Origin of the sequence: Streptosporangium sp. NBC_01810, assembly GCF_035917355.1 — a bacterium.
Classification (GTDB): Bacteria; Actinomycetota; Actinomycetes; order Streptosporangiales; family Streptosporangiaceae; genus Streptosporangium.
In genome coordinates, this window is record NZ_CP109070.1 from 2,212,730 (window position 1) to 2,237,425 (window position 24,696).

Below are 24,696 nucleotides of genomic sequence, written 5' to 3' on the forward strand. Positions count from 1 at the left end.
TTTCGGCGGAGGTGATCGCGGCGCAGGCTGGATCAACGGAAGGTAGAGGTCCGGTGGAGCACGACGGTGGAGATACGCCCGGCCACCTCGGCGACCAGCGGCCCATAGGAGGCGCGAGTGGTCTCGTCGAAGCGGGTGATCGGGCCGCAGATGGAGACCGAGCCGAACACCGTGCCGTCCGAGCGGAGTACGGCCGCCGCCACACTGCCGGCGGCCGACTGGCGTTCGCCGGCGCTCTCGGCGTGGCCCAGGCGGCGGATCCGCCCGACCTCCGCCAGCAGGGCTTCCAGGCGCCCGCGTATTACACGGGATACGACTTCCACCGCCAGGACGGCGGCATCTGGCGCGACGACCGCGGCGCGCTCGTCTACGCCCTCGGCGCCCGTCTCGTGCACGCGGGCCGGCGTGCGCCCTCGGCTCTGCACGACGCTCTGACCGCCGCGATCCCCGAGGATCTCGCGCCGCGCCGGGTGATCGATATGGGCTGCGGGTTCGGCAAGACCACCTTCTCCCTGGCCCGCCGCTATCCCGACGCCCAGGTCTCCGGTGTGGACCTGTCGCTGCCCGTGCTGCGGCTCGGCCGCAAGATGGCGACCGAGGAGGGACTGGCCGTCGACTGGGTTCAGGCGGACGCCGAGGCGCTGCCCGGCCCCGAGGGAGGCTCGGACCTCGTGGTGGTCTCGATGGTGCTGCACGAGATGCCGCTCTCGTCCGTCGAAGGGGCCATGCGTGAGGCCAGGCGGGTGCTGCGGCCAGGCGGGGTGTTCGTCGCCCTGGAGACCAGGTTGATCGGCGACCCGTTCCGCGACGTGCTCGGCGCCTACCACAGCGAGATCACCGGCGAGCCGTACATCAATGCCTTCCGGGCGCGTGAGTTCGGTTCCTTCGCCCGCGCGGCGGGCTTCGACGACGTGACCGTGCGCGGTTTCGCCCCGCCCGGCGCGCCGGAAAAGGTGGACCGGCACATTTGGTCCACTCCGTGGGCGCTGCTCACCGCCCGTAATTAGGCGCGAACCAATGAACGAACGAGACGATGAGAAAGGCGCAGCGGTGAATTTGCCGAGAGGGGACGCCGAGAGTGATCGACTTGATCTCGCCGGGGTCGAGCCCCCGCGCCCGCAGTGCCAGGGCCGCGTCGATGGCGGTGTGGGTGAAGTGGTTGGCCGGGTACGGCTTGAAGAAGATGCCGGGTACGGCCCATGCGGTGCCCAGGCCGCAGGTGATCTCCTCGGCGTCGAACTCGCCGCGCAGGAAGGCGGTGAAGAAGCCGAACCTGCCTTCGAGGACGGTCGGCGGCCCGGTGATGCCCCGCTGGACGAGCTGGGTCGCCGTCACCCCGGAGTGCGCGGCCCAGCCGCAGTGCGTGCGCTTGACCGTGCCGCCGGTGCGGTTGGCCTCGATGATCCCCGAGGACATGGTTGGCCAGCGCCGCGAGCGCGGCGGGCACGGGCTCGGGCTCGCCGATCACGTGGCTGTCGCGCCGCCCGCCCTGGTCGGTGACATATCCGAGCACCGCCTGGCTGGAGGGCAGGCCCCTGGCCGCCAGGCACAGGCCGAGGATGTCGAGGACCCGGCTGCGGACGCTGTCGGTCACATCGGGGGGCAGTTCGTCGTAGCGGCAGGCCGCCGCGAAAGCGGCGATCCGCTCCGCGAGGGTCTTCTCACTCACCGATTTCTCCAGAGATTGTTCCGATATTTGTAACCTTGTACCACTATGCGGACCGGGGGCAAGGTGGCCACTAGATCACACCCTGGTCCCGGAGCCCGCTCAGTTCCCCGGCCGACATGCCGAGGCGTTCGCCGTACACCTCGTCGTTGTGCGCGCCGAGCGCCGGCCCGGTCCACCGGATCGAGCCTGGCGTCCGTGACAGGCGGAACAAGACGTTCTGCATTCTGATCGGCCCGAAGTCGGGGTCCTCGACCGTGGTGATCGAGTCCAGCGCCTGGTACTGCGAGTCGGCGAAGACGTCGCGGATGTCATAGATCGGGGCGACCGCCGCCTCGGCCTTCTCGAAGGCCGAGACCACCTCGGCGACATCGCGGGCGGCGATCCAGTCGCCCACGTGGGCGTCCAGTTCGTCGCCGTGCTCGGCGCGGCTCTTGCCACCCTTGAACCACGGCTCGTCGATGACCTCGGGGACGACGACGCCGTCCAGAGGGCCACTGGCCATGTTGGGCCTCCTAATGTTCCTTTTTTTGGAATATTGTTCCGAAATATACTGAGATGCTGATGGCGTGCACGACGCGCGGCCCGATGCGAAGATCTGTTGAGCCCCTGTGAAAACGGAGTCAGCCCATGTCCGAAGACGACCCGGCCCAGCCCACGAGTCAGACGGCATCGACGGTCGAGCGGGCGGCCGACGTGCTCGTGCTGTTCGCCGAGTCGGCCACGCCTACCCTGGGCGTCACCGAGATCGCCGACCGGCTGTCCCTCTCCAAGGCCGCCGTGCACCGGATCCTCGCCTCGCTGCGCAGCCGTCAGCTGATCGAGCTGGACGAGGAGACGCGCAGATACTCGCTCGGCGTGATGTCGATGCGACTTGGCCTCGCCTACCTCGACCGTATCGATATCCGGGGCGTCGCCGCCCCGGAGCTCGCGGCGCTGTCGGCCGAGACCGGGGAGACCGCGACGCTCTCGGTGCGCAGCGGCAAGGGCCGGATCTACGTGGAGCAGGTCACCCCCGCACGCGAGGTCCGCATGTCGGTGACGCTCGGTGTGCCGTATCCCCTGCACATCGGGGCCTCCTCCAAGGTATTCCTCGCCTTCCTGCCGGACGCCGAGCGCGACGGCTATCTCTCGCGGCACGCTTCCGGCGAGCAGACCACGCTGCGAGAGCAGCTGGAGCACATCCGCCAGGTGGGTTACGCGGTCTCCTACGGTGAGCGCCAGCCCGGCGCGGGCTCGGTGGCGGCCCCGGTCTTCGACCACGCGGGGCGCCCGCTCGCCGTCATCAGCGTCTGCGGACCTCTTGAGCGGTTCAGGAGCGAGGCCGACGGCTGTGCCGACGCGCTGGTCAAGGCCACCGCTCGCGTCTCCGGCCGACTGGGGTACATGTCCTGATCCGCGGCTCACGGTCTAGAGCACCGGTCAAGTAAGGACCAAGCGGTGTCCGGCCTTCGGGTAAACCCCGGGTCGCAACAGGTCGGCCTGGCCGTATCTGGTGTTGATCAACGCTCCGTGCGGTTACTTGACCGGCTCTCTAGGCCAAGGCGGACGTCTCGACGACGGCCAGTGCCATCTTGAACCCGGGATGGTTCGGCGAGGTGGGCATGCCAGGCTCCAGCGGCTGGGATAAGTCGAAGATCCGCACTCCTCGCCGGGTGATGTCCAGCAGCCCGCCGGGCATTGTCGATCTCTCGTGCGCCATGTCCCTCGTGCTCAAGACTCAGCTCGGCCATGACCGGTTTCTCCTTATTTGGGGGGTATGCCCTTTCAGTCTGGCATGGATGGGCTCAAATATGAAACACTGTTCCTATAAGAGGGACGGTCGGGCTAAGAGGAGCGGCTGGGTTAGGAGGAGCGGTTTAATTAACTTCCGGGGGTGAGGACTCGCACACGCTCGTCGCCCTGTTCAGCGGCCTGGCGCAGGTGCTGCCCGCCGAGGGCCTGGCACGTGCTACCCGCCGAGGGCCTGGCACGTGCTACCCGCCGAGGGCCTGGTCGGCGAGGAGTTCCCGTGTCAGCGCGCCACTGGGCCGCCGGAGCTCACCGCACTGCTCGTCGGGTACCCGCCGGACCGGGTGGCCGCTCTTGCAGTGAGCCCGGCCGGTGCCTCACGGACCAGACGCCTCCCACACCTCGTATGCGATGCTGACGTCGCTCAAGCACGGTGCTTCCCGGCCACGAGGCTCAGGGGCAGGGACGCTCCCCATGGGTTCGATGCGAGAAAGTCGCAGATTGCGGGGTAAGTGTGTCGGTCGGAGGGAATTCGCAGACGGCGAGGGGAGAGCCACGGCTGTACGGTCGGATGATCGTGCTGGCCGCGGTGGTCCTTCTCGCGGACCAGGCTTCGAAGGTCTGGGCGATCTCGGCGCTTTCGGGCGGCGAACGCATCCCGGTGATCTCACAGCTGATCCAGCTACGGCTGCTGTACAACCCCGGTGCTGCGTTCTCGATCGGGACGGGGGCGACGTGGGTGTTCGCCCTGGCGGCGGCCGTCACGGTCGCCGGCATCCTGTACGCCGGGCGGCGGCTACGCTCGCCTGCCTGGACCGTCGCGCTGGGTGGGCTCCTGGGCGGCGCCTTCTCCCACCTACTCGACCGCCTCTTGCGTTCCCCCGGGTTCGGCCGGGGTCATGTCGTCGACTTCATCGACTATGGCGGACTGTTCGTCGGTAATGTCGCCGACATCGCTCTCGTGGGAAGCTGTGCCCTGCTCGTGCTGCTCAGCCTGCGTGACGTCCCCCTCGGGGGCATAGCCGACAAGGGGCATGCCTGAACCACGTCCTCGATTCTCGTCGGGGACTCCGCTGGTCAGGACGGTTCGGATCGGTGTTTCGAGGCTGCCCCGGGCGAGTCGTGGGGTGATGGTGACCTTCAGTTCACCCGGCACCTGCGGGCCGCCTGCATGTCATGTGGTGGCGTGTCTGCTCCTAAACTCCAAGGTGTGACGAAATACCTTGATGTGCATCCGGACGATCCGCAGCCTCGGCTGATCCACCAGGTGGTCGAGCTTTTGCGCGCGGACGGGCTGATCGCGTACCCGACGGACTCGTGCTACGCACTGGGATGCCGACTGGGCAACAAGGAGGGCATCGACCGGATCAGGGAGATCCGCCAACTGGGCAGTGACCACCACTTCACCCTTGTCTGCGGGGACTTCGCCCAGTTCGGCCAGTTCGTTCATGTGAGCAATGCGCTGTTCCGCTCGGTCAAGGCGGCGACACCCGGCGGATACACGTTCATCCTGCCCGCGACCAAGGAGGTGCCGCGACGGTTGCTGCACCCCCGGAAGAAGACGGTCGGCGTTCGGATCCCCGACCACGTCATCACACAGGCGCTACTGGCCGAGCTCGGCGAACCGCTGCTGTCGAGCACCCTGCTGCTGCCCGATGAGACCGAGCCCCTGACGCAGGGCTGGGAGATCAAGGAGAGGCTCGACCACGTGGTGGACGCCGTCATCGACTCAGGCGAGTGCGGAGCCACCCCGACGACGGTCGTCGACCTTTCGCAGGGCGAGGCTGAGATCCTCCGCCGGGGCACCGGAGACCCGTCCCTCTTCGAGTAAGGCGACCGGCACCATTCGTCCCATGTCTCACAAGAGTTTGACAGAGAGGGTGATGGAGGCCAGAGCGTTGGCCGCGTGAGCATACAGCTCGTTGTGCCCGGCCTGGTCAGCATGTTCGAGAGCGTCGATGGCGTAGGCATGGGCAGCGGTCGAGTTGCCCAGTTCGTGAGCCAGCCAGGCGAGCTCCTGCGAGAGCCAACCGGCGTACACGTACAGCTCGCGACTTTCCTTGAGCGTGTGCAGGCTGCGGATGAGCTGATCTATCCGTTGTCGGTAGGCGTGGGCCACTGTGAACATGTCGGCGGGTGAACTGCGGTTGACGTTTGTGGCGATGTCGGTGATCACGACCTCAAGATGATCCAAGGTGCTCTGCCCGACAGCGGACTGGCCGGCGCGGCGGGTGAATTCCATGGCCTCGTCGGCGGCGTCGCCCAGGACTCGTCCCATCGCGGCGGCCAGGCCGACTCTGAGCACGTCTCGGCGGTTCGTAGGATCACCTTCTCCCTCGACAGGTTGGTGCTCGGGTACCGCGCAGATGTCACGGTGGCCGGGTGAGTGGCTGCGAATTCCCACTGTCTCGACCGCACGGGCTCCTACGAGTCGGTCGACGTATCGGCCGTTCCCGATGAGACGATCTTCCCGGGACCGGCTTCCAAGACCGTGGAGTTCCATTCCGAGCCGTTCCGGGCGATGATCTGGTGGACATCGGCACCCTCCGGAGCCTTCCAGATCGTCCAGCGGCGCCAGTCCGGCTGGGTCGACTGGGGGACGAACGGCGAGAACGAATGCCCGGAACTCCCGGGGGGCGTCGAGATCAAGACCGCGTACGGCATGTTCAAGAACTTCTGGAGAGACGTGGCAGACCAGCTCGAAACCCCTCCCACGGTGACGACGGCCCATCCGGGATCGGCGACCCGCGTGCCGGGCGGCACGCCGTGATCAGCGTCATCGGCGAGTCGGTCGTCGACATGGTCGCCGAGGACGGTGGCCGGACCTACACCGGGCATCCGGGCGGTAGCCCGCTCAACGTCGCGGTCGGCCTGGCCCGCCTGGGCGACCCCACCGCGTTCGTCGCCCGCCTCTCCTCGGGGGTGCTGGGCCAGACGCTGCGCGCGCACGCCGCGGCGAACGGGGTGGACCTGCGCTGGGCGGTCACGGCGAGCGAGCCGGCCACCCTCGCCGTCGTCTCCGTCGACGAGGCGGGTCAGGCCGCCTACGACTTCTACGTCGAGGGCACCGCCGACTGGCAGTGGCGGGACGGCGAGCCGCACCTGCCGGCGGAGACCCAGGTGATCCACACCGGGTCCGTGGCCGCCTGGCGGCCGCCCGGCGGTGACCGGATCGCCGACGCCGTCGCGCGGGCAAGGGCCGAAGGCCGCGTGCTGATCAGCTACGACCCGAACATCCGGCCCGCCCTGCTCGGCGACCCGGTCTCCGCGCGCCCGCTCATCGAGCGGTATGTGACCCTCGCCCACGTGGTCAAGGCGAGCGAGGAGGACTTGGGCTGGCTCTACCCGGAGCGGCAGGCGAGCGAGGTGGCCGAGGGATGGCTGGCCCTGGGCCCCGACCTGGTGGTGGTCACCTACGGTGGTGAGGGCTGCCTGGGGCTGACCCGAGGCGGCCACGCGCTCCGGCGACCGGCGATCCCAGTCCAGGTGGTGGACACCGTCGGTGCCGGAGACGCCTTCACCGCCGGCCTGCTCGACGGGCTGCTGCGGGGCGGTCGTGCCACCCCGGCCCTGATCGGCGAGTTGTCCGAGGCGGAACTGGTCGGCATCCTCGACCGGGCGACCATCGTGGCGGGCCTCACCTGCAGGCGCGCCGGAGCGAACCCGCCGACCCGCGCCGAACTGGAGGCCGCCGGTTGGGCGGCGACCGCCCAGAGGACCTTCAGCTGAGAGCCTTCTCCAACTGCGCCTTGCTCATGGTCGAGCGGCCCTTGACGCCGCGGCGCCTGGCCTCCGCGTAGAGCTGCTCCTTGGTACGGCCCCCGGCCCCGGAGTGCGAGCGTAGTCCGCCGCGCCGGGACGAGGAGATGTCCTGGGTCGAGGTACGGCTCGCCGTCCGGGACTCCCCGGCGCGGGCACGTTCCTTGTTGACCGTCCGGGCCGCGATCTCCTCGGCCCGGCTCTTCTTCTCCCCGCGCCGCAGCGCGCTCTCCTTGACGCGCTTGTACTGCCGCTCGCGCTTGGAACTGGAACCACGCGGCATGGCGATCACCTCTTCGCATCGTTCACTTATGCCTTACCACTCCGCTACCCGCGCCGTCCCGCCTGACACCGGTATCACCGCCGTCCCAGACCGACTTTTGACGATGACCATTCCGTGTACGGAGACGTGAAGAACTCTCGCTACGTGATCAACACATAGTCAGTCACCGGACGTGCGAACGCCCGGGGTCGGTTGCCGGATGCAGGCCACCGGGTGCCCCGTGCCTCGTTCGATCAACGCCGGTGGGTGCTCCGCGCAGGCGTCGACGGCTTGCCGGCATCGGGGACGGAACGAGCAGCCGCTGAGCGACTTCATCGGGCTTGGTGGATCGCCGCGCAGGATGATCCGCTCACCCCGGTGGTGCGGATCCGGTACCGGCGCCGCAGACAACAGAGCACGCGTGTAGGGGTGTGACGGCTGCTCGAAGATCTCGGGTGCCGTGCCGATCTCCACGATTTTTCCCAGGTACATGACCGCGACCCGGTGCGAGATGTGCCGCACCACGGCGAGGTCGTGCGCGATGAAGACGTAGGCCAACCCGAGGTCGCGTTGCAGTTGCCGGAGCAGGTTGATGATTTGAGCCTGGATCGACACGTCCAGTGCGGACACCGGCTCATCGCACACAAGGACATCGGGACGCAGCGCGAGGGCACGTGCGATGCCGATGCGCTGCCGCTGCCCACCGGAGAACTGATGCGGGTACCGGTCGATGTGTTCGGGGTTGAGCCCGACCGTCTTCAGCAGCTCCCGCACCCGGCGGCGCCGGTTGGTCGGTGCCGGCTCGCGGTGCACCGCGAACGGCTCCGCGATGATCTGGCCGACCGTCATCCGGGGATCCAGCGACGAGTACGGATCCTGGAAGACGATCTGCACCTGGCGGCGCAGGTCGCGCAGTTCCCGCCCGCGCAACGCCGCGATGTCGGTACCCCGATACCGGATGTGCCCATCGGTCGGCTGCTCCAGCCGGATGAGCAGCTTCGCGAGGGTCGACTTGCCGCACCCGGACTCGCCGACGATGCCCAGCGTTTCCCCCGCCCGCAACTCGAAGGACACGCCGTCGACCGCCTTGAGCACGCCGGCCGACCGCTTGATGATCTGCCCCCGGCGTATCGGGTAGTGCTTGGTCACTCCCTCGACCGCCAGCAGTTCCTCGCCCGTCACGACGTGCTCCGGCGAGGCCGGCCGATGACGAACCGGATATCCATACCGGTGACCACGTGGGCGTGGATGGCGACGTCCGACCCGTCGAGGTCGGTCGGCACCGGGTACCGGAACAGCTCGCGCCGCCCGGCGGCGCCGCGCAGGGGAGAGGACATCAGCGTCACATCCTTTCGACAGTCAGGTGCAGGCAGGCGGCGAGGTGCCCGGCGGACACCTGGCGCAGGTCGGGCTCGCGCTCGGCGCACTCGGCGGTACTGATCGCGCAGCGGGGCGCGAACGCGCAGCCGGCCGGCAGCGCGGTCATGGTCGGTGGCGAGCCGGGGATCGCCCACAGCTCGTCGTCGGCGGGCCGGTCCAGCCGGGGTATCGAGTCCAGCAGGCCACGGGTGTACGGCATGGCGGGGTGGTCGAAGACATCGACGGCGGTACCGGTCTCCACCAGCCGGCCCGCGTACATCACCGCGATCCGGTCCGCCACCTGGGCCACGATCCCCAGGTCATGGGTAATCAGCAGGATCGCCGCCCCGGTACGTTCCCGGACGGCGCGCAATGCCGCGAGCACCTGCGCCTGTACGGTCACGTCCAGCGCGGTGGTCGGCTCGTCGGCGATGATGAGGTCCGGGTCATTGGCGATCGCCATCGCGATCACCACCCGCTGGCGCATCCCGCCGGAGAACTGGTGCGGGTAGTCGCGCAGCCGGTTGCGGGCGTCGGGTACGCCGACGACATCCAGTAGTTCGACGGCCCGGTCGCGGGCGGCGGCCCAGGAACAGCCCTGGTGTACCCGGACGGCCTCGGCCACCTGGTCGCCGATGGTGTGCACCGGGCTGAGCGAGGACATCGGGTCCTGGAACACCATCGCGACGCGCCGGCCGCGCAGCCGTCGGTACTGCGGCTCCGCCAACCCGATGACCTCCTGCCCGGCGAAGCGAATGGAACCGCTGACCGTGGCGGTGGGCGGTAGCAGACCCATGATCGCGGCGGCGCTGACCGACTTGCCTGAGCCGGACTCCCCGACCAGGCCGACCACCTCGCCCCGGCGTAGGTCCAGGTCCAGCCGGCGGACCGCCGGCACGTCGCCGCCGTCGGCTGCGAACACCACCCTCAGGTCCCGAATGGACAGCAACACCTCATCGGGTATCACGTCGGTGCGCTGCGCCGGCTGGGCCAGGTACCGGCGCCGACGCGGACCCCTCGTGTGCGCCGGGTCCAGCGCGTCACGCAGCCCGTCCCCGATGAAGTTGATCGACAGGGCGATCAGCAAGATGACCACACCCGGCGAGTAGAACAGCCAGGGCCGGGTACTCACCGCGGACTGGGCGTTGGCGATCAGCAGGCCGAGCGAGGTGTCCGGCGGCTGGACACCGAAGCCGATGAACGACAGCGCGGTCTCGGCGAGGATCGCGCTGGCGACCAGGATGGTCACCGACACGATGATCGGACCGGCCACGTTGGGCAGGATGTGCGAGGCCATGATCCGGGCGTTGGACGCGCCGAGCGAACGGGCGGCCGCCACGAACTCGCGTTCCCGCAGGCCGAGCACGACCCCCCGGACCACCCGGGCCACCGTGGTCCACATCAGGGCGGCGAGCACCGCGGCGATGAGGAACCAGCCGCTCTCGCCGGCGAAGTTGTGCCCGAGCACAGCGGCGACCGCGATTGTCGGGACGGTGAGGAACAGATCCACCACCCGCATCAGCACTGCGTCGGTGCGGCCTCGGTAGAAGCCGGCGACGATGCCGGTCACGGTGCCGATCAAGGCCGCACCCAGGGCCACGCTCAGCGCGATGAGCAGCGACTGCTGGGTACCGCGCATCACCTGAGCCAGCAGGTCGTGACCGAGCGAGTCGGTACCCAGTGGGTGGGTCGCCGACGGCGGCTGCGAGTTGTCCGGGGTGATCTGGTCGTACCGGTAGTGCCACAGCAGCGGTCCGACAAAGGCGAACAGCGCGACGAGCACGAGCACCACGAGCGAGACGACGGCGAGCCGGTGCCGGCGGAACCGGGCGATGACGGTGCGCCACTGGCCGGGCTCGGCACCGGCCGCGGGCATCGGTGAGGATTCAGCGGACACTACGGATCCTCGGGTCGAGAGTGGCGTACAAGATGTCGGCGAGCAGGTTGAACACCACCACCGCCAGGGCCGCCACGAGCAGCCAGGCCATCACGGCGTTGACATCCCGCGCGTTGATGGACGACAGCAGGTAGTCGCCCATGCCCCGCCACTGGAAGACCGTTTCGGTGATCACCGCGCCGGCGAACACCGCGGTGAAGTCCAGCGCGATGATCGTGATCAGTGGGGTGAGCGCGGTGCGCAGCGCGTACTTGCGCAGCACCGTGCGCCGTGGCAGTCCCTTGGCGGTGGCCAGCTTGACGTAGTCGCTGTTGAGGACCTCGAGCATGGACGAGCGCTGGAACCGGCTCCACACCGCGAAATGGATCAGCACCAGGGTGATGGTCGGCAGGATCATGTGCCCGGCGATATCGGCTATCTGTGCGCCGAGGGTAGGCGGTGGTGGCACAGACCTGTCGCCGATCATGTAGAAGGTCTCCGTGCCGGTCGCCCGGTTGAACTGGATGCCGCCCTGCTTGAGCAGGATCGCCAGCCAGAACGACGGCATCGCCAGGAACAGGAAGCCGGCCGAGGTGAACAGATAGTCCAGCCAGGAGTACTGGCGGACCGCGCTGACGACCCCGACCAGGATCGCCAGCACGGCCGCGATCAGCATCGCGATGAGCACGAAGCGCATGGTCATGCCCAGGCGCGTGCCGATCTCCGTGGCAATGTGGGCGTTGCGGTTGACCGACGGACCGAAGTCGCCCTGCACGACTCCGGTCAGCCAGTGCCAGTACCGCTCCAGCACGGAGTGGTCCAACCCGAGCCGCGTTTCCTCGGCGGCGATCGTTTCCGGCGGCACCGGTGGTTGACGCTCCCGGAGCTCGGCCAGCGGGTCACCCGACCCGGCGACTGTGAGGAAGATGAGGAACGTCGACACGAGCAGCACCGGGATGGCGACCAGCAGCCGCCTCAGGGCGAAGCCCAAGATCTCCATGAGGAATCTCCGCGCTCGTTATCCGTTAGCCTTCGCCGCCGGTGATCTTCCGGATCCGGCCCCAGTGCCAGAACGGCACCCGGAAGTCGATCTGGTCGGCCCACCCGGAGAACTCGTTGCTGCGTAGCAGGTAGATGCAGTACCAGAAGAGCGGGATCACGCTGACGTCGCGCGCCCACACCTCCTGCAGCCGCCAGTAGTGCGCGATCCGCTCGTCCTGGTCGATGGTGCTCCGGGCGGCGGCATAGCAGGCGTCGGCGTTCGGGTTCGACAACTTCAGGTGGTTGCGCTGCCCATCGGTGGCCAGCCGGCTGGCGGTGATGTCCGGGTCGGGCATCATGTTGCCGCCGCTGATCGTCAGGTCGAAGTCGCCGATCGACATCCTGTGCGGCCAGAACAGACAGGACGGCGGGACGATCCGACTCGACGGCCGCGTACTGAGTGGTCGCCCGGGGCGCCGCAGCCGGATGGGTCTGGCGCGCACGTTCCAGCAGCCGCAGGTCGCCGATGACCTGACCCTTGCCGAGAACATCAGCGTCGGCCTCGCCGGGAGGGAGCTGCCCGGCCTGCTCCGGATCCTGTCCCGGATGGGGCGCGACCTCTTCCTCCCCGCCCGGCGGCTCGACCCGCGCGTGCGGGCCGCCGCCGAATCCGTCGGTCTGGAGCAGCTCGACCGGCTGGTGGGCGGTGTCTCCTTCGGCGAGATGCGCCTCGTCGAGGTCGCGCGGGCGCTGGTCGCCGAACCGGCCCTGATGATCCTGGACGAGCCGTTCCCCGGTGTGGGTGACCGAGGTCTCGAGTCGACCCTGGCCGCACTCCGCGGGCTCCGCGAGGCCGGTCACAGCGTGCTGCTCGTGGACCACAACATCGACGTGGTCCTCGACCTGGCCGACCAGGTCAGCCTCCTCGCCAACGGGCGGATCGCGTTCGAGGGGACGCCAGAGGCGTGCCGGTCGAGCCAGGTCTTCAGGAACGTCTACCTGGGGGAGGTCCCTGCATGAACAGCACATCACGCCTCGAGGCAGAGAACCTCGTCGTCACCTACGGCCGGGCGCGCGCCGTGGAGGGGGTGAGCTTCACGCTCATCCCCGGCAGTACCACGGCCCTGATCGGACCCAACGGCGCCGGCAAGTCCAGCGTGCTGCACGCGCTGGTCGGATCCGTCCGCGGTGCCTCCGGGCACGTCCGCATCGGAGGTGACTCCCTTGACGGGCTGGACCCCAATGGGCGCGCCGCACGAGGGCTGACCCTCGTGCCCCAGGGGCGCCACGTGTTCAAGACACTCACCGTCGAGGAGAACCTCGCGGTCATCGCCGACTCCCAGCGGCTTGATCGCAGCACGGTCGACGAGGCGCTGAACCGCTTCCCCATTCTGAGGCAGCGGCGCAAGATCCATGCCGGTCTGCTCAGCGGCGGCGAGCAGCAGATGCTCGCCATCGCCCGCGCACTCATGTCGAAGCCGCGGGTACTCCTCCTCGACGAGCCTGCCCTGGGCCTTGCGCCGGGCATCGTCGACGAGCTGATGTCCACTGTCGCGGCGGTGGCCGGGGCGGGGGCCGCCGTACTGATCACGGAACCCTCCACCGCCACCCTCCGCACGCACATCGACCACGGTCTGGTGCTGCAGCGCGGCCGTCTCGTCGGCAGGTGCGGGGGGGGAAGAGCTGGCCGAGACCTACCACCGCGCCCTGGGCAGGCACGTCTGACCGGGACACCAAAACGCGCAGCGCGACAGGGCTGCGAGGAACATCCACAGAAAGCAGAGAAAGTCATGGCGCTCGCCATCAACGGAGTGAACATCGCGGTCAAGGACCTGGCCGCGGCGACCGAGAAGTATGAGCAGTTGTTCGGGGTGAAGGGCGAGTACGTCGGAGAGGGCGGCTTCGCCTTCCCCGGTCTCAAGGGGACCAGACTCGACATCGGCGGCTTCGTCGTCAACCTGATAACCTCCGACGTCGAGGACACCTCGGTGAGCCGGTTCCTCGAGCGCAAGGGTGAGGGCTTGTTCCTCCTCTCGGTCAAGGTCAACGACATCGACAAGGCAGTGCAGGCAGTGTCGGAGCAGGGGATGTCACCGCTACTCGAGAAGTCCGCCCGCGGCTCCTACGGCGCCGTCAACTTCGTCCACCCGCGCGACATGAACGGCGTGCAGCTCGAGCTGATCGAGCTCCCCTGACAGATTCGCACCGGCCGTCCATCGGGGCCGCCCGGGCGGCCCATCGGCGCTCGGCGAAGCGGAGAGGCGGTTCGGCGCACGCGGTCAGGCGCGTACCCGCGCACGCCGACCGGCTGCGCGAGGCCGGTCACCACGCAGAGGAGGAGCCAGAATGTCGGTCCGGAACACAGTGATGCGCGAACGCATCACCAGCGCTGCAGCCCGGCTGTTCCAGTCCGAGGCATCGGCGGCGTGAGCATGCAGGAGGTCGCCAAGGAGGTTGGTCTCTCGAAGGCTGCGCTCTACCACTACTACGACAGCCGTAACGACCTGCTGCGCCACCTCTTCGGCGACTGGGCACGCCGTGAGCTGGAAGGGGCGCGCAAGATTGCGGAGTCTGAGGCTGACCCCGGAGCCAAACTCACCCAGTTCATCACGCTCCACCTCAACTCGATCGCCGACAACCTCGACCTCTACTCGCTCTCCTTCCGTGAGGAGGAGCAGTTGCCCGACGACGTGCGTGAGGAGTTCCGTGGCCTCAAGCACGAGAACGACCTCCTGGTACGTCAGATCATCCGGGAGGGCGTCGAGGCGGGTGCCTTCGAGCCGGTCGACGAAACGCTCACCGTCTTCGCCATCATCGGCATGTGCAACTGGCTGTGGAAGTGGTATCGCCCCGATGGTGCCAAGCGGCCTGACGAGATCGCCGAGACTTTCTCCCACCTCGTCCTCCGCGGGCTCATGTCGACCGATCACGAGCTCGCCGCCCACGCCGATCAGGGTGAGGCCCCGATGGCCGCGGCGACCTAGCAGGTGAGGGTGACGTCTTCATCTCCGCCGGTGTCGAGACCGTCAGTCGCTTCGGCAAGGGCATGGCCGACGACATGCTCGACACCCACAACCCCGTCATGGGCGGGGCGGAGCAGCGTACGGCCGCACTTGCCGAGGGAGGCCGCACCTGGGTCGACCCGCGCGAGCAGGGACTGCTGCCCGATCTCTACATCGCCATGGGACAGACCGCCGAGAACGTCGCCCAGCACACCGGCGTGAGCCGCGACGACCAGGACGAGTTCGCCCTGCGCAGTCAAAACCGCGCCGAGAAGGCCATCGCCAACGGCTTCTTCGCCCGCGAGATCACCCCGGTCACCCTCCCCGACGGGTCGACCGTCTCCGCCGACGACTGCCCCCGCGCGGGCGTCACCAAGGAAGCCGTCGCCGGCCTCAAGCCCGTGTTCCGCCCCGACGGCACCGTCACCGCGGGCAACTGCTGCCCGCTGAACGACGGCGCTGCCGCACTGGTCATCATGAGCGACACCAAGGCCGCCGAGCTGGGGCTCACCCCGCTGGCTCGTATCGTCGCCACCGGCGTGTCCGGTCTCTCACCCGAGATCATGGGGCTCGGTCCGGTGGAGGCCAGCCGGCGCGCTCTTGCGCTCGCGGGCATGACCATCGACGACATGGACCTGGTCGAGATCAACGAGGCGTTCGCCGCCCAGGTGATTCCGTCGGCGCGCCAGTTGGGTATCGACTTCGACAAGCTCAACGTCAACGGTGGTGCGATCGCACTGGGGCACCCCTTTGGCATGACCGGCGCCCGGATCACCACCACGCTGCTCAACGCGCTACAGGAGCGGGATAAGCAGTTCGGCCTCGAGACGATGTGTGTCGGTGGCGGCCAGGGCATGGCGATGATCCTGGAGCGACTGTCGTGAACGCACTCACCTTCGACTTCACCGGCCGCACCGTGCTCGTCACCGGGGCCGCCCGCGGCATCGGACGTGCCATCGGCGAGTTCTTCGTGGCAGCCAAGGCGGACGTGTACCTGCTCGACTTCGACGAGGCCGAGGTCAAGACCGCCGCCGACGAGATCGGGGCACGGGCGATCTGCTGCGACGTCTCGCAGACCGACTCGGTGGAGGCTGCTGTCGAGCAGGTCGTCCGCGCCACCGGCCGCATCGACGTACTCGTCAACAACGCCGGCATCCTGCGCGACCGGGTCCTGTGGAAACTCAGTGACGACGATTGGGAGCAGGTGCTCGCAGTGCACGCGGGCGGCACCTTCCGGATGACCCGGGCCTGCGTGCCGCATTTCCGCGAGGGCGGCTTCGGACGGGTCATCAACGTCACCTCCTACAGCGGCCTTCACGGCAACACCGGCCAGGCCAACTACGCGACGGCCAAGGCGGGCATCCTGGGCTTCACCCGCACCGCGGCCAAGGAGCTCGCGCGCTTCGGCATCACCGTGAATGCCATCTCGCCCAACGCCGAGACCCGGATGATCTCCTCGATACCCGAGGAGAAGAAGGCCGAGATCGCCGCCACCATCCCCATGGGCCGTTTCGCCGACCCCGGTGAGATGGCCGCAGCCATCGGCTTCCTCGCGTCGCCGGAGGCCGGCTACATCACCGGTGCGGTCCTGCCGGTGGACGGAGGGCTGTCGATGTGACCGCCCGACGACTCGAAGGCCGGACCGCGCTGGTCACCGGCGCCAGCCGCGGCATCGGTCTCGCCATCGCCCACCGGCTCGTCGACGAGGGCGCTCGAGTCTGCATCACCGCCCGCAAGGAGACGGCGCTCAAGGAGGCCGTCGAGGAGCTTGGCCCTGACGTCGCCTTCCACGTCGCCGGCTCCGCCGACGACCCCGATCACCAGCAGGAGGCCATCGACCGCGCTGTCGAACGGTGGGGCGGTCTCGACCTGCTGGTGAACAACACCGGCATCAACCCGGCATACGGCTCACTGCTTGAGCTTGAGGATTCCGCGGCGCGCAAGATATTCGAAGTCAATCTCCTCGGCACGCTCGGTTGGACACGCCGGGCCTGGCATACGGTGCTCGCCGACCGGGGAGGTGCCGTGGTCAACGTCGCCTCCGTCGCCGGTCTCCGTCCCGCCGGCGGAATCGGCTTCTACGGCGCGACCAAGGCAGCCCTGATGCACCTCACCCAGCAGCTCGCCGTCGAGCTCTCGCCGACCGTGCGGGTCAACGCCGTCGCGCCCGCCGTCGTCCGCACCCGCTTCGCCACCGCACTCTTCGAGGGCAAGGAGGACGAGGTCACCGCCGCCTATCCGGTCGGACGCCTCGGCGAGCCCGAGGACATCGCCGCAGCCGTGGCCTACCTCGGCTCCGACGACGCCGCCTGGACGACCGGCCAGACCCTCGTGCTCGACGGAGGCCTCACTCTCAACGGAGGAGTCTGATGACCACCCTTGACGACACCGCCAGCTGAGGGAGCACCACCGTGGAACATGAGCTGCTGTCACGACGAGACCTCGACTTCCTGCTGTACGACTGGCTCGACGTCGAGTCCCTGACCCGATGCGAACGCTTCGCCGACCACTCTCGCGACACCTTCGACGCCGTCCTCGACCTCTCCCAGGAGCTCGCGGCCGAGCAGTTCGCCACCCACAACGCCGCTAGCGACCGCACCGAGCCGGTCTTCGACGGCGAGACCGTCACCGTCATCCCCGAGGTCGGCCAGGCGCTCAAGGCGTTCGCCGACTCTGGGCTGATTGCCGCGGCCATGGACGCCGACGCCGGTGGCATCCAGCTGCCCTACATCGTGCACCAGGCATGCTTCGCGTGGTTCCAGGCCGCCAACATCGCCACCGCCGCATACCCCATGCTCACCATGGCCAACGCCAATCTGCTCCAGGCGCATGCCTCCCCCGAGCAGGTCGCGAGGTTCGTGCCGCCCATGCTCGAAGGACGCTGGTTCGGCACCATGTGCCTCTCCGAGCCGCAGGCCGGCTCCTCACTCGCCGACGTGGCGACCCGGGCCGTGCCGCAGGGCGACGGCACCTATCGCCTCTTCGGCAACAAGATGTGGATCTCCGGCGGCGAGCACGAGATGGGCGACAACATCGTCCACCTCGTGCTCGCCCGCGTCGAAGGCGCACCCACCGGGGTCAAGGGGCTCTCGCTCTTCGCCGTACCCAAGCGGCTGGTCGGCGCCGACGGTGAGTTCGGCGAGCGCAACGACGTCGTGCTCGCCGGCATCAACCACAAGATGGGCTACCGCGGCACCGTCAACACGGTGCTCAACTTCGGTGAGGGACGACATCGCCCCGGCGGCTCCGCCGGTGCCGTCGGCGAGCTCGTCGGCGACCAGGGACGCGGGCTCGCCGTCATGTTCCACATGATGAACGAGGCCCGCATCGGCGTCGGCGCAGGCGCCGTCGCGCTCGGCTACGCCGGTTATCGCACCGCACTCGCCTATGCGAAGTCGCGTCGGCAGGGCCGACCGCTCGGCGCGAAGGACCCGTCGAGCGCCCCCGTGCCGATCATCCGGCACGCCGACGTGCGTAGGATGCTGCTCGCCTCGAAGTCCTACGTCGAGGGCGGGCTCGCGCTCGTGCTCTATGCCGCCCGCCTCGTCGACGAGCAGCGTACGGCCGAGACTCCTGCCGAGCGGGCGGCGGCCGGTGAGCTGCTCGACGTGCTCACCCCCATCGTCAAGAACTGGCCGTCGCAGTGGTGCCTCGCCGCCAACGACCTGGCCATCCAGGTGCACGGCGGCTACGGCTACACGCGCGAATATCCTGTCGAGCAGCTTTATCGCGACAACCGGCTCAACCTCATCCACGAGGGCACCCACGGCGTCCAGGCCCAGGATCTCCTCGGCCGCAAGCTCGTCATCGACGGGGGCCGCGGTCTGCGGGTCCTGCTCAAGGCCGTCGACGGCACCGTCACGCGTGCACGGGCCGCCGGGTTCGAGGTCTACGCCGATGCTCTCGCTGCGTACACCGCCGGGCTCGGTGACCTCGTCGGCGAGGTGTGGGCCGAGGGCAAGCCCGAAGAGGCGCTGGCAAATGCCTCGACGTTCCTCGAGGCCGCCGGCCACATCGTCGTCGCGTGGATCTGGCTTGAGCAGCTGGTCGCGGTGGGGGAGCGCGAGGGGGACTTCTTTGCCGGGAAGCGTGCTGCGGGGCGTTATTTCCTGACCCACGAGCTGCCGAAGGTCGGCCCGATGCTCGATCTCGTCGGCAGCGGGGACCAGCTGTTCAACGAGATCCGGGAGGCGTGGTTCTGACTCGCGGCGTCCGACACGGCCGTGGTCGCGGATGTTCGACGCCGTCATCACGTTCAACGGCGAGCGCCACCGGCGGTCCCGCAGGCTGCTGATGCCGATCGTGCACAGGACCGCGTTGGAGCACTACCGGGAGGTCTTCGCCGACACCTTCAAGCAGTCCCGGTTCGCGTCGGCGGACCGCGAGCCGTTCGACATGGTCGCCGAGTTCCTCCGCATCACCCGGGCCAACCTGCTCACCTGCCTGCTCGGGCTCGAACCGGACAGGAGGAACGTCGCCCTCGCGCAGTCCGTCAGCGACCTGTTGCAGGCCACCCTGAACCCGATGGTGTTCATGTACCAGAAGGACCGGGACTGGACGCCCTACGGCCGGTGGGTGCGGCGGGTCGCCGGGGTGTACGACGGGTTCGAGGCGATCATCGAGCGTAAGCGGGCCGAGGAGCCCCGGCCGGACGCGCTGTCCATCCTGTGCCACACGACCGATGAGGACGGCGACTCACTCAGCACGCCGGAGATCGCGGGGGAGTTGCACGGGTTGTTCGCCGCCGGGTTCGAGACGACCGCGATGTCGATGACGTGGGCCATGCTCACCATCCTCGGCACGCCGGAGCTCACGGTCTCCGACGAGGAGACGCTGGACACCGTCGTCAAGGAGTCCCAGCGGCTCATCCCGACCGTTCCGCTCTCGTTACCCCGGCGGGTCATGCGCGAGGTGGAGATCGACGGCTCGCCGCCGATCCCGCGGGGCGTGCTGGCGTTCGCCGCGCCGTTGCTGGAGCATCGCGATCCCGCGGCGTTCCCGGACCCGGACGTCTTCCGGCCGTCGCGGTGGGCCGACTCCCGGCCCTCGCCGTACGAGTTCCTGCCGTTCGGCGTGGGACAGCGCCGCTGCCTGGGCGCGTCCTTCGCCGACCTGCAGATCCGGACGACCCTCGGCATGGTGCTGGAGTACGGTACGCCGGAACTGCTCACCACCGAGGTCGACTACCGCATCAAGTCCGGCGCCACCGCGTTCCCGAAGAAGCCGATCATGATCGGGGTAGGCCGGGACGGGTCCTTCGCCCAGCCGTGTGTCACCGGCAGCGTCACCAAACTCTGGAACCGGCTCCCGCCGCCGTGAGCGCGGTGGCCGACGATAAAAGCCTGTACTGTCCTTCCTGACACCGATATCACCGCCCTCTCAGGCCAACTCTTGACGATGACCATGCTCTGAGCCGAGGTCCATCAGGCCTGCCGCTGCAGGCCGATTGCCGAGCGGGTTGGCGGGCGCCCTGCCGTGAATTTTGGTGATCCGGGACATCGACTCGGCGTACGACCGTGCCTTCACTCCGGCAGCCAGAGCATCACCGGCTTGATTAAGTCGCCCCTTCTCGGCCTGCCGCTTTAAAGCGGACGGTACAAATATGTTGCCGGTGGCACAAGTGATTCACAAGTCTGTTCCAAGCTCGCGCTCAATCGCATGTGCAATCCTCCATCGCAACGGCGAAAAGCCAGCGGGGATGGCGGCCGAAATGCATCCTGCTCGCGACCGGAGACGTCACGGTCCGCGACGAAGGGCAATTTTGAGCTGCTGGCTCATTGGTTCCCAGCCGGATCTCGTTCATTGTTTCAGTCCCATGGAGGGTAATTAATGCGGGCATCCAAAATGCTGGTGGCGACTTTGGCTGCGACGGCGGTGGTCACCGCCGGAGCCGTACCGGTCCACGCCGCCGGCATTCGGCCGGTCACCGCGGCCGAGGCTTCGAGCACGCTGCCGTCCTATGACGGAAAGACCGTCTATCGCGGCCTGATCCTCGGAATCGGTCCGGTGGCCGAGAAGTTCCCCGAGATCGCGCGCCCGGCCGGTCCGATAACCGCCGCACAGGAGAAGTTCGCCAACGCGGTCGTCGCCGCGGTCGACGCCAAGGACCCGGCCTTCCTGACCTCGTTCGGCCTCGACATGACCAGCGGCGACCGGGTCCGGGTCGACCGGGCGTTCGTCGCCGCGCAGAAGATCACCCGCGAGGTGCTGACGGAGCGCTTCGGGTTCCGTGCCGACTCGTCGGCCACCGACCAGGCAGCCGGCCTGGCGTTCTTCGTGTTCGCGATCTACCTCGGCAACGTCTACGAGATCGTCAACGTCTACAAGGTGGCCAACGCGGTCCGGGAGTCCAACGTCTACGAGATCGAGAACTGGACCGAGTCCATGGTGAGCAAGGACATGGCCAGGATCGACCGTGAGCGCTTCGTGAACCTCGTCGCCGAGCGGCTCGCCGCCTGACCTCCGGCCCCCGGCCTGGCGTCCCGGGCCGGGGGCCCCATCAACTCACGGAGCCTCCGTTGACCGAAAACACCATGGCGAGGCGTCTCGGGTGGGCCCTCGTCGCCATCGTCGCCTTCTGGGTATCAGTGATCTTCTACGTGGTCCACTCCCAGCTGCCGAGCAATGCCATCCGGCTCCCGGGGCAGGAGCAGTCAAGGCTGACCATCACTACCCTCACCCCGCAGGGCTGGGCCTTCTTCACCAAATCACCACGCGAACCACAGATCGGCGTATGGCGGCTCGCGGGCGCGAGTGGCTGGCAGGACGCGCGCCTCGGCCCGCACTCCGAGCTCTGGAACGTCCTGGGATTCGACCGACGGTCCCGGGCCCAGGGCCTGGAGCTGGGCATCATGCAGACCGCCGTTCCCCAGGGCAAATGGACGCCCTGTGACGGCGCCGACGTCCACGCCTGCCTCGCCCGGACGCCCAGCGTCGTGACGATACGCAACCTCGCGCCGAATCCCATCCACTGCGGCTCGATCGGCCTGGTCCAACGCGAGCCGCTGCCCTGGGCGTGGGCCGGAAGCCGGACGGTCATGCCCGCCACCGTCGCCCGTTTGGAGGTCACATGCTGACCAGAGTCGGCCTCGCGGCTGCGCGCCTCACACGAGTGTCGCCCTGGACGAACGTCTACGGCCTGGCCCGTACCCTGATGGCGCTCGGCACGCTCGGAACACTCCTGTTCAGTCACAGCAGTTCGATCCTGCGCCCCGCGCAGGGAATGCCGACCTTCCCCAACTGCGAGGGCCTGGCCCGGTTCAGCGTCTACTGCGTGGTCCCCGACGGTCAGCTGGAGCTCGCTCGTTTCGTGTCGATCGGCCTGCTCCTGCTCGTGGTCATCGGCTGGCGGCCCCGTTTCACCGCTCTCGGGCACTGGTGGGTCACGGTCAGCCTGATGGCGTCGGCCACCATCCCCGACGGGGGCGACCAGATCAGCTCGGTCATCACCCTGCTACTGCTCCCCATCGCGCTGCTGGACGGGCGCAGGTGGCACTGGGGGCCACCCGTCGACGTGGCCGACCGCCCGGTCCGCTCGCTGCTGGCCTGGAGCACCTTCTTCGTCATCCGCCTCCAGGTCGCCGGACTCTACTTCCAGGCCTCGGTGGCCAAGCTGAGCCACACCGAATGGGCCGACGGCACGGGACTGTGGTACTGGCTCACCGACCCGTTCTTCGGCATGCCGAGCTGGGCCAAACCCTGGCTCACCCCGGTCCTGGTCAACCCGGTCGGCGTCACCGCGATGACCTGGGGACCGCTCGTCATCGAGTTCGCGCTCGCGCTCGGCATGATCGCCCGCCGTCCGGTCAGGCCGTACCTGCTGGCCGCGGGATTCGCCTTCCACATCTCGATCGGGCTGCTCATGGGCCTCGGGAGCTTCATGTTCGCGATGCTCGCCTGCCTGGTGCTCCATCTACGCCCGGTCGACCTCCCGGTCCGGCTGCCCCACCTCGCCCTCCCCGACCGGGTATGGGCGGCATGGCCGGCCTCGCCCCGCCCCGCGATCGCCGCCGCCGGTGACCTCCCAAGCGTGACCGAGCCGTCTCCCGCCGTCCCCGCCCAGGTCGGCCCGGCTGTGGAAGGACGCCCATGACGCCGGACCCCCTCCTCGTCTACGACGGAGACTGCGGCTTCTGCGCCGCCTCACTGCGCAGGCTCCGCCGTACCCTCCCCGCCTGGCCAAGGACCTCCGCCTGGCAGACCCTCGACCTCGAAGAACACGGCCTCTCCCCGGAACAGGTAACCAGGGCCGCCTGGTGGATCGAACCGGGAAAAGCCCCGGCCGGCGGCGCGAGGGCTTTCGCCGCCCTGCTCACCTGGCAATCTTCCCGCAGGTGGCGCGGGATGGGGAGGCTTCTGTCGACCCCCCCGGCCTCCTGGGCCGCCGAACTGGTCTACACGGCGGTGTCTCGCTCGCGGCACCGCTTGCCCGGCGGCACTCCCATGTGCTCGGTACGCGGGGACGGTCGGGAACCGTAGGCCGACCTCGTTGACGCCATGATCACGGCATCTAGGTCGTACGTGGCCACGTGGCCGTTGACATTTTTGACCGGCTCGCTGTGGGCGGATTCCAGCGATCATTGCAACACGTGATCATTTGACTGTTGCGACGAGCTTAGCGAAGAGCTCGGCGGGCGTTCGCCAGCCGAGGGTCTTGCGGGGGCGGTTGTTGAGTTCGGCGGCGAGGGCAGCGAGCTCTTCGGCGCTGTAGACGGACAGATCGGCGCCTTTGGGGAAGTACTGGCGGAGCAGGCCGTTGGTGTTCTCGTTCGAGCCGCGCTGCCAGGGGCTGGCCGGTTGAGGTCTGAGCTAGCCGGCAGGGTCGCCCATCAGCCGCAGGTAGTCGCGGATGTAGTCGGCTTGGCCATGAGCAACACAGAGCCCAGTCGTCGACACTGTAGTTGTTGGAGCCCGCCTTGAGGTCGACCGTATGCAGTTCGAGCAGCGTCTCGATCAGCACCGACGGGAGCCGTCGACTGCCAAGGTCGCCTCGGACGGGACGTCAGGCGACGCTCCCTCGCAGAGGTCTTCACCTTGTCGATTGATCCTCGATCCCGTGATTGTGGACCGCTGGGCAGCTCTCGACGTCGACGAGCAGGTGCTCTGGAATGGGCACACAACGGGCGCCTGGTCGGCTGGCTGAGCGCAGGCGCAGCTGCTGTTCGGTCTTGACCTCCGTGGAGTCAAGCACCCGGTTGATGGGCAGGTCGAACTCGGCGGCGAGTGCCACCACCTCTCCTGTGCTTCGCAGTGCGAACTCCTGCTCCAGCCGGCTTCTGACGCCTTCCGCGTCGGCTTGCCTGGCTCGATAGTGCTCCAGATGGTGCTTCGCCGACCAACTCGTCAACCTGAGCGCCCGACACAGACGCACCCACATGTCGTCCTCAAGGAGCGCCAACACGAACACGTCCCCATCGCGCGACATGAAAGTCCCGTAGCTGGGCTCGATGTCGGACACGGCGCGTGGCTTTACCGCCGCCCACGAAGCAGCCAGGTCGAGCATGGCCAAATCCAGATGGACGCCCACGCCTGCGTGCCAGTATGCGGCGATCGCCAAGGCGGCTGTGGTGGCCGTTCCGAGGTCGACCCAGGGCACGCCGATACGGTCCAGCCGGGCGAACCTCGGTATCGCCCCAACCATGGCTTGGAGGTTGAGATCGTGGGTCGGATGCCCGGCCAGCGGGCCCTTCTGGCCATAGCCGCTGATCGAGCAATAGATAAGAGAGGGGTTCAACGCGTGCAGATCCATGGCGGAGCACCCCAGCCGGTCCATAACCCCTGGGCGGAAGCCCTCGATGAAGACATCCGCGCTGGTCATCATCCTGTGTAGGGTCTTGCGGCCGACATCGGACTTGAGGTCCAGGCGCACTGAGACCTTGCCATGATTGACGGCCTCGAACATGTCAGGGTCCAAGCTTCTTGCCGCGTCTCCCCAAGGTGGCTCAACCTTGGTCACATGGGCGCCGAGCGAGGCCAGGAGCAGGCTCGTGTATGGCCCGGGCAGTTGTTGCGAGAGGTCGACGACCCGCATGCCCTTCAGCGGTCCGGTGGGGTCCTGCAC

At 68.2% G+C, this 24,696-nt stretch carries 29 protein-coding genes and 3 pseudogenes; 18 read left to right on the forward strand and 14 right to left on the reverse strand.

Going from position 1 to position 24,696, the window contains the following annotated elements:
• Positions 1 to 32 precede the first annotated feature (32 nt).
• On the reverse strand, positions 33 to 323 hold the full coding sequence (locus OIE13_RS09980) for an IclR family transcriptional regulator domain-containing protein (RefSeq protein ID WP_326640813.1): 291 nt from the start codon (positions 321 to 323) through the stop codon (positions 33 to 35).
• Between OIE13_RS09980 and OIE13_RS09985 the strand changes: the two genes are divergently transcribed.
• Positions 243 to 1,007 carry a class I SAM-dependent methyltransferase gene (locus OIE13_RS09985; RefSeq protein WP_326640811.1) on the forward strand — a complete coding sequence of 255 codons (765 nt, stop codon included), beginning with the start codon at positions 243 to 245 and terminating at the stop codon, positions 1,005 to 1,007. The genes OIE13_RS09980 and OIE13_RS09985 overlap by 81 nt on opposite strands.
• Here the strand turns inward: OIE13_RS09985 and OIE13_RS09990 are convergent.
• From OIE13_RS09990 to OIE13_RS10000, 3 genes and pseudogenes are all read right to left on the reverse strand, one after another.
• Positions 991 to 1,416 carry an MmgE/PrpD family protein gene (locus tag OIE13_RS09990; RefSeq protein WP_326640809.1) on the reverse strand — a complete coding sequence of 142 codons (426 nt, stop codon included), beginning with the start codon at positions 1,414 to 1,416 and terminating at the stop codon, positions 991 to 993. The two genes, OIE13_RS09985 and OIE13_RS09990, sit on opposite strands and share 17 nt — an antisense overlap.
• A gap of 58 nt (positions 1,417 to 1,474) precedes the next feature.
• A pseudogene (locus tag OIE13_RS36615) lies at positions 1,475 to 1,669 on the reverse strand (MmgE/PrpD family protein); the annotation flags it as partial.
• Positions 1,670 to 1,739: 70 nt separating this feature from the next.
• Positions 1,740 to 2,171, reverse strand: coding sequence for a CoA transferase (locus tag OIE13_RS10000; RefSeq protein ID WP_326829912.1), 432 nt, complete (start codon positions 2,169 to 2,171; stop codon positions 1,740 to 1,742).
• Between the two features lie 125 nt (positions 2,172 to 2,296).
• Here OIE13_RS10000 and OIE13_RS10005 point away from each other — a divergent pair, with 125 nt between their 5' ends.
• Positions 2,297 to 3,061, forward strand: a complete 765-nt coding sequence (locus OIE13_RS10005; RefSeq protein ID WP_326640804.1) for an IclR family transcriptional regulator — start codon at positions 2,297 to 2,299, stop codon at positions 3,059 to 3,061.
• Between the two features lie 139 nt (positions 3,062 to 3,200).
• Here the strand turns inward: OIE13_RS10005 and OIE13_RS10010 are convergent, their stop codons facing one another.
• Complete coding sequence (locus OIE13_RS10010; protein ID WP_326640802.1) at positions 3,201 to 3,368, reverse strand: hypothetical protein; 168 nt, start codon at positions 3,366 to 3,368, stop codon at positions 3,201 to 3,203.
• A gap of 600 nt (positions 3,369 to 3,968) precedes the next feature.
• Between OIE13_RS10010 and OIE13_RS10015 the strand changes: the two genes are divergently transcribed.
• Positions 3,969 to 4,439 (forward strand): signal peptidase II, encoded by a 471-nt coding sequence (locus OIE13_RS10015; protein ID WP_326640801.1) that lies wholly within the window; start codon positions 3,969 to 3,971, stop codon positions 4,437 to 4,439.
• A 168-nt stretch (positions 4,440 to 4,607) separates the two neighbouring features.
• Positions 4,608 to 5,228: an L-threonylcarbamoyladenylate synthase gene (locus OIE13_RS10020; protein ID WP_326640800.1), complete on the forward strand. Its 621-nt coding sequence runs from the start codon at positions 4,608 to 4,610 to the stop codon at positions 5,226 to 5,228.
• Between the two features lie 27 nt (positions 5,229 to 5,255).
• On the opposite strand, the gene OIE13_RS10025 is transcribed toward OIE13_RS10020, so the two are convergent.
• Positions 5,256 to 5,702, reverse strand: a complete 447-nt coding sequence (locus tag OIE13_RS10025; RefSeq protein WP_326829913.1) for a hypothetical protein — start codon at positions 5,700 to 5,702, stop codon at positions 5,256 to 5,258.
• Between the two features lie 81 nt (positions 5,703 to 5,783).
• Here OIE13_RS10025 and OIE13_RS10030 point away from each other — a divergent pair, with 81 nt between their 5' ends.
• Positions 5,784 to 6,167, forward strand: a complete 384-nt coding sequence (locus tag OIE13_RS10030) for a hypothetical protein (protein WP_326640795.1) — start codon at positions 5,784 to 5,786, stop codon at positions 6,165 to 6,167.
• Positions 6,164 to 7,126 carry a carbohydrate kinase family protein gene (locus OIE13_RS10035; protein ID WP_326829914.1) on the forward strand — a complete coding sequence of 321 codons (963 nt, stop codon included), beginning with the start codon at positions 6,164 to 6,166 and terminating at the stop codon, positions 7,124 to 7,126. The genes OIE13_RS10030 and OIE13_RS10035 overlap by 4 nt, the downstream gene beginning before the upstream one ends.
• Here the strand turns inward: OIE13_RS10035 and OIE13_RS10040 are convergent.
• The 6 genes from OIE13_RS10040 to OIE13_RS10065 form a co-directional block, all read right to left on the reverse strand.
• Positions 7,119 to 7,439 (reverse strand): plasmid stabilization protein, encoded by a 321-nt coding sequence (locus OIE13_RS10040; RefSeq protein WP_326640792.1) that lies wholly within the window; start codon positions 7,437 to 7,439, stop codon positions 7,119 to 7,121. The two genes, OIE13_RS10035 and OIE13_RS10040, sit on opposite strands and share 8 nt — an antisense overlap.
• Positions 7,440 to 7,598: 159 nt before the next feature.
• Positions 7,599 to 8,600, reverse strand: a complete 1,002-nt coding sequence (locus OIE13_RS10045) for an ABC transporter ATP-binding protein (RefSeq protein ID WP_326829915.1) — start codon at positions 8,598 to 8,600, stop codon at positions 7,599 to 7,601.
• Positions 8,597 to 8,755, reverse strand: a complete 159-nt coding sequence (locus OIE13_RS10050) for a hypothetical protein (RefSeq protein WP_326829916.1) — start codon at positions 8,753 to 8,755, stop codon at positions 8,597 to 8,599. Before OIE13_RS10050 ends, OIE13_RS10045 begins: the two co-directional genes overlap by 4 nt.
• Positions 8,756 to 8,760: 5 nt before the next feature.
• Positions 8,761 to 10,674: a dipeptide/oligopeptide/nickel ABC transporter permease/ATP-binding protein gene (locus OIE13_RS10055; RefSeq protein ID WP_326829917.1), complete on the reverse strand. Its 1,914-nt coding sequence runs from the start codon at positions 10,672 to 10,674 to the stop codon at positions 8,761 to 8,763.
• The gene (locus tag OIE13_RS10060) at positions 10,664 to 11,647 is read right to left on the reverse strand and encodes an ABC transporter permease (RefSeq protein ID WP_326647109.1); all 984 of its coding nucleotides are present in this window, start codon (positions 11,645 to 11,647) and stop codon (positions 10,664 to 10,666) included. Before OIE13_RS10060 ends, OIE13_RS10055 begins: the two co-directional genes overlap by 11 nt.
• Before the next feature lie 31 nt (positions 11,648 to 11,678).
• Positions 11,679 to 12,035 carry a hypothetical protein gene (locus tag OIE13_RS10065; protein WP_326647122.1) on the reverse strand — a complete coding sequence of 119 codons (357 nt, stop codon included), beginning with the start codon at positions 12,033 to 12,035 and terminating at the stop codon, positions 11,679 to 11,681.
• Between OIE13_RS10065 and OIE13_RS10070 the strand changes: the two genes are divergently transcribed.
• The 12 genes and pseudogenes from OIE13_RS10070 to OIE13_RS10125 all read left to right on the forward strand — a co-directional run bounded on the left by OIE13_RS10070 (position 11,992) and on the right by OIE13_RS10125 (position 23,114).
• Positions 11,992 to 12,654 (forward strand): ATP-binding cassette domain-containing protein, encoded by a 663-nt coding sequence (locus OIE13_RS10070; protein WP_326829918.1) that lies wholly within the window; start codon positions 11,992 to 11,994, stop codon positions 12,652 to 12,654. The genes OIE13_RS10065 and OIE13_RS10070 overlap by 44 nt on opposite strands.
• Positions 12,651 to 13,829, forward strand: a complete 1,179-nt coding sequence (locus OIE13_RS10075; protein WP_326829919.1) for an ATP-binding cassette domain-containing protein — start codon at positions 12,651 to 12,653, stop codon at positions 13,827 to 13,829. The genes OIE13_RS10070 and OIE13_RS10075 overlap by 4 nt, the downstream gene beginning before the upstream one ends.
• Positions 13,830 to 14,051: 222 nt before the next feature.
• Positions 14,052 to 14,618, forward strand: coding sequence for a TetR/AcrR family transcriptional regulator (locus tag OIE13_RS10080; protein ID WP_326830277.1), 567 nt, complete (start codon positions 14,052 to 14,054; stop codon positions 14,616 to 14,618).
• Positions 14,618 to 15,520, forward strand: a pseudogene (locus tag OIE13_RS10085) (acetyl-CoA C-acyltransferase); the annotation flags it as partial. The gene OIE13_RS10080 and the pseudogene OIE13_RS10085, both read left to right, overlap by 1 nt.
• Positions 15,517 to 16,254 (forward strand): SDR family oxidoreductase, encoded by a 738-nt coding sequence (locus tag OIE13_RS10090; protein WP_326829920.1) that lies wholly within the window; start codon positions 15,517 to 15,519, stop codon positions 16,252 to 16,254. The pseudogene OIE13_RS10085 and the gene OIE13_RS10090, both read left to right, overlap by 4 nt.
• The gene (locus tag OIE13_RS10095) at positions 16,251 to 17,006 is read left to right on the forward strand and encodes an SDR family oxidoreductase (protein WP_326829921.1); all 756 of its coding nucleotides are present in this window, start codon (positions 16,251 to 16,253) and stop codon (positions 17,004 to 17,006) included. The genes OIE13_RS10090 and OIE13_RS10095 overlap by 4 nt, the downstream gene beginning before the upstream one ends.
• Positions 17,007 to 17,047: 41 nt before the next feature.
• Complete coding sequence (locus tag OIE13_RS10100) at positions 17,048 to 18,838, forward strand: acyl-CoA dehydrogenase (RefSeq protein WP_326829922.1); 1,791 nt, start codon at positions 17,048 to 17,050, stop codon at positions 18,836 to 18,838.
• A 31-nt stretch (positions 18,839 to 18,869) separates the two neighbouring features.
• Positions 18,870 to 19,955, forward strand: coding sequence for a cytochrome P450 (locus OIE13_RS10105; RefSeq protein ID WP_326829923.1), 1,086 nt, complete (start codon positions 18,870 to 18,872; stop codon positions 19,953 to 19,955).
• A gap of 510 nt (positions 19,956 to 20,465) precedes the next feature.
• Positions 20,466 to 21,095, forward strand: coding sequence for a hypothetical protein (locus OIE13_RS10110; RefSeq protein WP_326640771.1), 630 nt, complete (start codon positions 20,466 to 20,468; stop codon positions 21,093 to 21,095).
• Positions 21,096 to 21,154: 59 nt separating this feature from the next.
• The gene (locus OIE13_RS10115; protein ID WP_326640770.1) at positions 21,155 to 21,712 is read left to right on the forward strand and encodes an SdpA family antimicrobial peptide system protein; all 558 of its coding nucleotides are present in this window, start codon (positions 21,155 to 21,157) and stop codon (positions 21,710 to 21,712) included.
• Positions 21,706 to 22,728: a sporulation-delaying protein SdpB family protein gene (locus tag OIE13_RS10120; RefSeq protein ID WP_326640768.1), complete on the forward strand. Its 1,023-nt coding sequence runs from the start codon at positions 21,706 to 21,708 to the stop codon at positions 22,726 to 22,728. The genes OIE13_RS10115 and OIE13_RS10120 overlap by 7 nt, the downstream gene beginning before the upstream one ends.
• Entirely contained in the window at positions 22,725 to 23,114 is a 390-nt protein-coding gene (locus tag OIE13_RS10125) for a thiol-disulfide oxidoreductase DCC family protein (protein ID WP_326640765.1), read from the forward strand. The genes OIE13_RS10120 and OIE13_RS10125 overlap by 4 nt, the downstream gene beginning before the upstream one ends.
• A 114-nt stretch (positions 23,115 to 23,228) precedes the next feature.
• Here the strand turns inward: OIE13_RS10125 and OIE13_RS10130 are convergent.
• Both OIE13_RS10130 and OIE13_RS10135 read right to left on the reverse strand, forming a co-directional pair.
• Positions 23,229 to 23,432 (reverse strand): annotated as a pseudogene (locus OIE13_RS10130) (transposase); the annotation flags it as partial.
• 232 nt (positions 23,433 to 23,664) lie between these two features.
• Entirely contained in the window at positions 23,665 to 24,696 is a 1,032-nt protein-coding gene (locus OIE13_RS10135; protein WP_326640763.1) for a CaiB/BaiF CoA transferase family protein, read from the reverse strand.

What these genes read in the sequence shown, in the direction of transcription:
- OIE13_RS09990 (WP_326640809.1), bottom strand. Translation starts at nt 1,416, where the DNA reads ATGTCCTCGGGGATCATCGAGGCCAACCGCACCGGCGGCACGGTCAAG.
- OIE13_RS10000 (WP_326829912.1), bottom strand. Translation starts at nt 2,171, where the DNA reads ATGGCCAGTGGCCCTCTGGACGGCGTCGTCGTCCCCGAGGTCATCGAC.
- OIE13_RS10005 (WP_326640804.1), top strand. Translation starts at nt 2,297, where the DNA reads ATGTCCGAAGACGACCCGGCCCAGCCCACGAGTCAGACGGCATCGACG.
- OIE13_RS10010 (WP_326640802.1), bottom strand. Translation starts at nt 3,368, where the DNA reads ATGGCGCACGAGAGATCGACAATGCCCGGCGGGCTGCTGGACATCACC.
- OIE13_RS10015 (WP_326640801.1), top strand. Translation starts at nt 3,969, where the DNA reads ATGATCGTGCTGGCCGCGGTGGTCCTTCTCGCGGACCAGGCTTCGAAG.
- OIE13_RS10040 (WP_326640792.1), bottom strand. Translation starts at nt 7,439, where the DNA reads ATGCCGCGTGGTTCCAGTTCCAAGCGCGAGCGGCAGTACAAGCGCGTC.
- OIE13_RS10050 (WP_326829916.1), bottom strand. Translation starts at nt 8,755, where the DNA reads ATGTCCTCTCCCCTGCGCGGCGCCGCCGGGCGGCGCGAGCTGTTCCGG.
- OIE13_RS10070 (WP_326829918.1), top strand. Translation starts at nt 11,992, where the DNA reads ATGTTGCCGCCGCTGATCGTCAGGTCGAAGTCGCCGATCGACATCCTG.
- OIE13_RS10065 (WP_326647122.1), bottom strand. Translation starts at nt 12,035, where the DNA reads ATGTCGATCGGCGACTTCGACCTGACGATCAGCGGCGGCAACATGATG.
- OIE13_RS10075 (WP_326829919.1), top strand. Translation starts at nt 12,651, where the DNA reads ATGAACAGCACATCACGCCTCGAGGCAGAGAACCTCGTCGTCACCTAC.
- OIE13_RS10105 (WP_326829923.1), top strand. Translation starts at nt 18,870, where the DNA reads ATGTTCGACGCCGTCATCACGTTCAACGGCGAGCGCCACCGGCGGTCC.
- OIE13_RS10110 (WP_326640771.1), top strand. Translation starts at nt 20,466, where the DNA reads ATGCGGGCATCCAAAATGCTGGTGGCGACTTTGGCTGCGACGGCGGTG.
- OIE13_RS10120 (WP_326640768.1), top strand. Translation starts at nt 21,706, where the DNA reads ATGCTGACCAGAGTCGGCCTCGCGGCTGCGCGCCTCACACGAGTGTCG.
- OIE13_RS10125 (WP_326640765.1), top strand. Translation starts at nt 22,725, where the DNA reads ATGACGCCGGACCCCCTCCTCGTCTACGACGGAGACTGCGGCTTCTGC.